Source organism: Endozoicomonas sp. ONNA2 (genome assembly GCF_024606365.1).
In the GTDB taxonomy this organism is placed as follows: Bacteria; Pseudomonadota; Gammaproteobacteria; order Pseudomonadales; family Endozoicomonadaceae; genus Endozoicomonas.
Genome location: NZ_JAHHPO010001124.1, coordinates 1 through 5965 on the forward strand (window position 1 = coordinate 1; position 5965 = coordinate 5965).

At 48.2% G+C, this 5965-nt stretch carries 2 protein-coding genes; both read right to left on the minus strand.

What is annotated here, in order from left to right:
• Positions 1–174 precede the first annotated feature (174 nt).
• A complete protein-coding gene (locus KDK14_RS19890; RefSeq protein ID WP_257266964.1) occupies positions 175–3663 on the minus strand; it encodes a hypothetical protein in 3489 nt (1162 codons plus the stop codon).
• Positions 3626–5692, minus strand: a complete 2067-nt coding sequence (locus tag KDK14_RS19895) for a hypothetical protein (protein ID WP_257266965.1) — start codon at positions 5690–5692, stop codon at positions 3626–3628. Before KDK14_RS19895 ends, KDK14_RS19890 begins: the two co-directional genes overlap by 38 nt.
• Positions 5693–5965: the final 273 nt, after the last annotated feature.

Below are 5965 nucleotides of genomic sequence, written 5' to 3' on the forward strand. Positions count from 1 at the left end.
TCCAATGCCAAACACCTCGCCGAGTATACCCGGCGGGTTACAGTGGTTGATCTGGCCTATAAAGGTGAGCCCGCAACATTATGCCGCGATCCCCTCTACGATCTGCTGGTTGACTATTTGCACACAGAAGATCATGAAACTGTACCAGCTGATGAATAGCTGGGTTCTGCATCATCAAACTGACCCGGATAAGAACGCATGCTGGTCAGACATACCGATAGTCTGGCCAACCCTGATCTGAGCCATCAGTTGTTCATGCAACCCGGCAGGACCATGTACCCTGAATATGCGCATCAGTTGTTTCAGGAAGTCTTCTGCGGCCTGTTGTTTTGCCGGAGATAGCTGATCAAGGTCATCAATACCTTTCATAAAGCACTCGACGGACTGGCAGAATTGCTCGACACCCATAGACTCGGACACGGTAATCCACATGTTTTTGGCCTCATTGATCAGAAAATCGTTGGCATAGCTGGTCAGCGCCTGATCATTGTCGTCTGGCCATTCCCGGATTCTTTTAGCAATATTGAACAACAGTAGGTCTGTGGGGTGGTGGCCTTCATAATCAGTCTGGGCAAGGAGCGTTTTTAACAGGTGTTCCTTATCCAGGGCTATTCGGTTTTGCAGGCAGTCAGAAGCGTAATCTGCATCGAATATCTGTTTTTTACTGACATTGTTGAGCAGTTGCAACAGGGCTTTCAGGGTGGTCGGTTTTGCCTGTTGTGCCAGATGGTGCAACAGGTTTCGTTTATCATCGCAAGGGCTGACGGTCAGTAACCGGTTAAAGGTATCAAGGTCAAGGTATCTGGTTTCCTCAAGACATTTGATCAGCGCTTCACAAGCCCGCCAGCGACCCTCTGCTGCAGCGAAAACCAGCGCACTGGATGGCTTGCCCTGATCATCGTGGGTCAGCAATTGTTCTGGATAAATTCTCCCTTCTTTACGCAGTGACTCCAGTAAGGGGAATGCACCCGGGACATTGATAATCTGGAAGGGCAGGTCGCTCATTGAGTGCCACCGGCAGTGACTCTCGTCAGCACCGGACACGGGAGGCTCAATGATTTCCCGGTAGTTGGAGGGGACGTGCTTTTTCTGAGCTGCACAGTCCTCAATAATTCTGGCTTCAACGACGCCAGCCGCCATATCTTGACGGAGATATTGGCACAACACCCGCTGCATAGCGCGGAATTCTGACAAATACTGACCATGCTCAAAGGCTTTGCTAAACAGAGCCAGCTGGGCCACTCTGGTTTTTTTTCTCTGAGCGTCAAGCTCTGGTTTCAGGCTGGCTTGCAGTTTTGCGGCTTCTGCCTTAACCAACGCAGAGTTTTCAGCAATGGTTTGTTCCGCTGTCTGAATCCGTTGTTGCAGGTGGACAATTTGGTTTTCTACATCATCAATTTTTACCTGACTTTCCAACACCATTAAATCGATGACCTGCGGAAGAATGTCCGGGTTGGTATGGTGAGATCGACATTCCCTGGCAAAATCCAGCCATTGCCTGTCGTTTTGATATATTTCATGTTTTCTCTTGTGGTCATGTCTTGCGCAACGCAGCTTTGAATTTAAATGCCGCTGTGTACTGCTGACATCATCGTTGCAATAATTATCTTTGTTTTTATAGGCTATAAGTGCATCAGCATAGGAATACGCTTGGCCATCAATCATTATTTCGTAATGCATGCGGTCGTCTAACAGACCAAAAAGAGTTTTCTTATACTCCTGCAACTCTCTGGCCCTCTGATTATGTCCCTTTTCTATCTCGGCCAGAGTTTTGTTTTCATTGTCAATCACCTGTTTTAGCTGCCCAATTTGTTTGGTATTTTCTTTATTGATATTTTCTATCGTTTTGAGTGCTGGCTCACAGCTCATGGGACTGTCAATAAGCATGGGAACGGGATCACTCGCTGCCGCCTTGTGCTGCTGCCTGTTTTTTCCCATACCGATCCAGTCGAACAAGCTGGCGCCGTATGACAGTGTACTCTCTGCAGGGGTTGATTCTATTAATCCCGCCAGCTGCTGTTTTTGTTGTTCGCTGAGCGGCTTTGTTTCAATACCGGAATATTTTGCAGTATGTCCCCATGCCATCGATTCCAATGTGGCTAGCAGGCTTTGGTCAGGGAGTTCAGTATTACTATGCACAAGGTGTGATTCGCAATGTTGTTGAGTACTGCGCAGGCTGATCATGTGACCACGATGCACCTCAAGGACATGTTTCTGAGCTTTTTGAAGCTCAGGCTCATTGGTCTGGTACAAAGGGTCTGTTTTTAGATGGTGGAGTGTGCTTGTTAATAACTGGTACTGATTATGCTGAGCCCGATCAGTGTCACTCCATAACGAATTCCTCTGGGTAATACGGTGGGACAATTGTTCAGGCTGACGATTGAACTCACGTATATTTGGATGATGCAAAGCCCGGCTGACTAATCCGGGTTCAGAGTATCGGGTTTTCAATGCAGCAACAGTACCCAGCAGTGCCTGGTCTTCCCGGGACAACGCAGGGGTGTCGGGCCCGAAAATTACTGTGTTTATCTGTCCCTGCAATTCCTGTGGCGAGGGGAGGTGGTTTATGTGCTGGAGTGCTTTGAGGGTATTCTTGATTTCAAGCCACTGGTCATGGGTGGAAGCTATCTCATGGCTTGCCTGCCAGTGCCTGTGCTGCTTTTGCAAACAGTGGAAGTGATCACTCAAGTCAATAATCTTGCTGAGGATTTCGTCCTCATTTTGCCCGGGGCGATACACGGTGCTATTGGCAAACTGAACCAGTCTGTCTATTCCGGCTTTAGCCGCTTTTTCCTCGGTAATCAGACAGTTATCAATGATTTGACTGAGCCAGGAGGCAATTAATGGAATAAGTGCCTTCAGTTGATCGTACAGGTAACTTTTCGATGGCAGGGTACTGACCTGTGTGCAACGGATTTGGCCAGACATTGCCATGTCAGAATCAGTACCGGCAGTATCGTACGACATCGGTATCGTACTGCTGCCGTGCTCTTCAGGAAGAAACTGCTGACAAAGTCTGGAAGCTTGTCCAATCAGGTGCTCGATTTCATTGCCCAGGCGTTCCTGACAGGCAGGCCGGTAAATAGCCCCTAATATCGTTTGCTGCTTCAGGTTACTCAGTTCCCTGTGTTGGTTCATTCTTGTTTCTACTTCCTGGTGCATCTGGTCAATCAGGTGCGGGTAGTTGTCGGGGGGCTGATTCGATGGCCGGATGGATGCCAATAAAGAGTCCATTATTTGTTGATAGCTGCAGTTTCTATTGTTTGATTTGAAAGCGGCTTTCACCGACTGTCGGATTCTGCTCCCCAGTAGGCCGTCAGGCTGGAGCCAGTCTTTTTTGATAAGCGTAGCCAGTTGCCTCTTTAATACGCTGGTGTAAGAGTTATGGAATTCATTAGAGGTATCAGCAAACCGGAGGAAGTGACTTCTTGATTGAATGATATACAACGTCTTGATCAAACGCCTGAATGGGTTGTCTAGTTCAGCAAATAACTGCAAGGCTGTTAGTTCCAGCAACTGTTTGCGGCTGTGATTGTCAGGCAGTTCGGAGACTACGGTTGCCACGTGTTGTGATAAAGCACGTAACGCCTGGTTTGATGTCTGGCTCTGAATGCCGGTGATGAGGTCAAGCCCCGGCTTTCCGGTTATCTCTGCTATTGCCAACAGATCCCTGATAACGTTGAGAGTCTCCAGTTCCGGGGGGGGGGTCGTTACTGGCTGAAAAAGCGCCGGTGTTTTCTATGTTAGCTTGCTGAATAAACGGTAACACTTCGGTGTTGAACACCTGGAATACAAATGACAATTGACTTTTATCTTGAGTGTTACCGGCCAACAGAAAGGTGATTGGTACCTCCATTTTTTTCCAGTCAATGGGGCGAGTCAGATCGGTTGATTGAGGCGTTAGCAGAAAGTCCTCACGTAGTTTTTGTTCGTGGCGTTTATTTCGTTCACTCCTTCGTTCATTAGACGGGCTTTCTATTTTTGCCGAAGGAATACGCAAGTGTTTGTCCTGTGGCAGCATCAGATGTTGTGGATCAAGTGTGACGGCACGGCCGCTGGTCAGCAGATAGTCGGGAAGGGTGAGATAGTTCTGTGCTGAAATGCCGTTGTTGGCAGAACGCATAGGATAGTCAGATGCGTCGCTGTAATCACTACAGGAGAGCATGTCCCAATTATCATCGGTATCTTGCTGATCAAGTTCATGCTCGGGCAGTACGGCCTGCAACCCCTCATTGTGATGGTTAATGAGGGTCCGGGCCTTGTTGATGACCTTTGGAGGCACTGCTACCCCATCCTTTGACTCCAGTATGATCAGGCACCATGCCATTCTCAGCAGGAGGGTTTTCAGCAGGCAATTTACCGATTGTTCCTTGACCGTTTTATCCTCTGCAGAGGCCTGTTCATCAAGGGCGTAGGTCAAAGTCAGTTGGGTCTTGTATATCGCCGTAAGGGCACCACGGCCAATGGTTGATGTGGTCAGTAGATTATTCAGCAGGGTTTGGCCGTTGAATTTGAGTAATGTGTAGATAATGCCCAGGCGATTTTCTGCATTGACTGATGGGGTAAGATCGCAGAGCAGTGTGTCAAAAAGCTTGATGACTTCAGTGAGTTGTTGCGCGGTGGCACTGTCAATGGCCTGTTGAATCAGTTGATTACGGGGGTTTTCCGTTTCCTGGTGATTGATCAGGCACTCCTTATAAATACAGAGATTCTCCAGACCGGTATCTGCCAGGGGTGGTAAGTGTGTGTAGAGCCTGTTGGTCACCATGCGGTGCAGCCAGGTCAGTTGCTGACTGCTGAGTTTGTCGCCCTTCAGGTGGTGTTGCGATAACCAGGAATAGAGTGGCTTCATTAAGGAAAAGCCGGGGTGGGTGGTTAATTTCAACGTTGGAATCAGTGCGGTTAATGCCTCGCACTCCACTGCGGTGGCCGGTGACAGCCCATGGTCTGTGTTGAGTGCATTGGCAATGTGCTCTCGGGTGGCTGAGTCCTGAGTGTTCAGAACCATGGTGAGTATCTTCTGCCAGTGCGCCATGGCGACTGCTTTTCTTTTCAGCACATGATCCAGAATAACACCCGGGCGTTCTTCAGGATCACTTTGCCCCAAAAGACGATCACGCAGCTCCCGAAATGTCTCATCACCGAGATCTTCGCGGGTAAAGTGATGCAAACCGATACTCAGGCTCTGGGGCTGCCCATTGACTGTTATCTCTGCTGTGGTTGGCTGCTCACCTGCCAGTCGGTGCAGTTCCTGTAGTTTATAGCCCTGTTTTATTCGGGTTATCAGCTCCAGTAACAATCCGGTCTGAAGCTGTGACGGGTGGTCTGAGACTTTTACCATTTCCCCGCGGTCCATTTTTCTTAAATAGGGGGTAATCTCAAGAGCCGGTAATAAATGTGTCAGGACTGAGGTTTGTGACATTCCTGTTGCGGACATCAATGAGGGAATGAGTTGGTTAAAAAGCATTTGTTTTTTAGCTGTTTGTTTGTAATCAGTCTTGGTCATCCGGTGCAGATGCAGTCTGTCAGCAATGGTTTTTTTGGGAACCCTGATTAAATATCCTGTCGAAATGTCAGGGATCTGTTTTTCTGCTGCCTCATTCCAGGAGATACCCCGGGGCTTATTGACTGATTCTGGTGGAACCCTTAAATCATGAAATTGCAAAGATGCCGGGGTGTTGAGTTTATCCATGCTACTGCCCTTAACGTTGTTAGTTTGTTTTCCAGGAGGCTGTCCGGGAATAGACTGCCAGGGGAAGTGCCTGGTAGTCGCCCAGAGTTTTTAAAAGCTGTTATAAAAACCCGGGTAATCAGGAATAGTTATTAAAATTTAGATCATCCAGTTAAGTAAAAGTTCCCGCCTGAATTCAGCAGTTGAATCTCATAAATTCCTCTGAGTCCCTTGCAATCCAGGAGGCTGTCCGAGAATAGCGCCCGTAGCGAGGATGGTAGAAAATTGAGGATA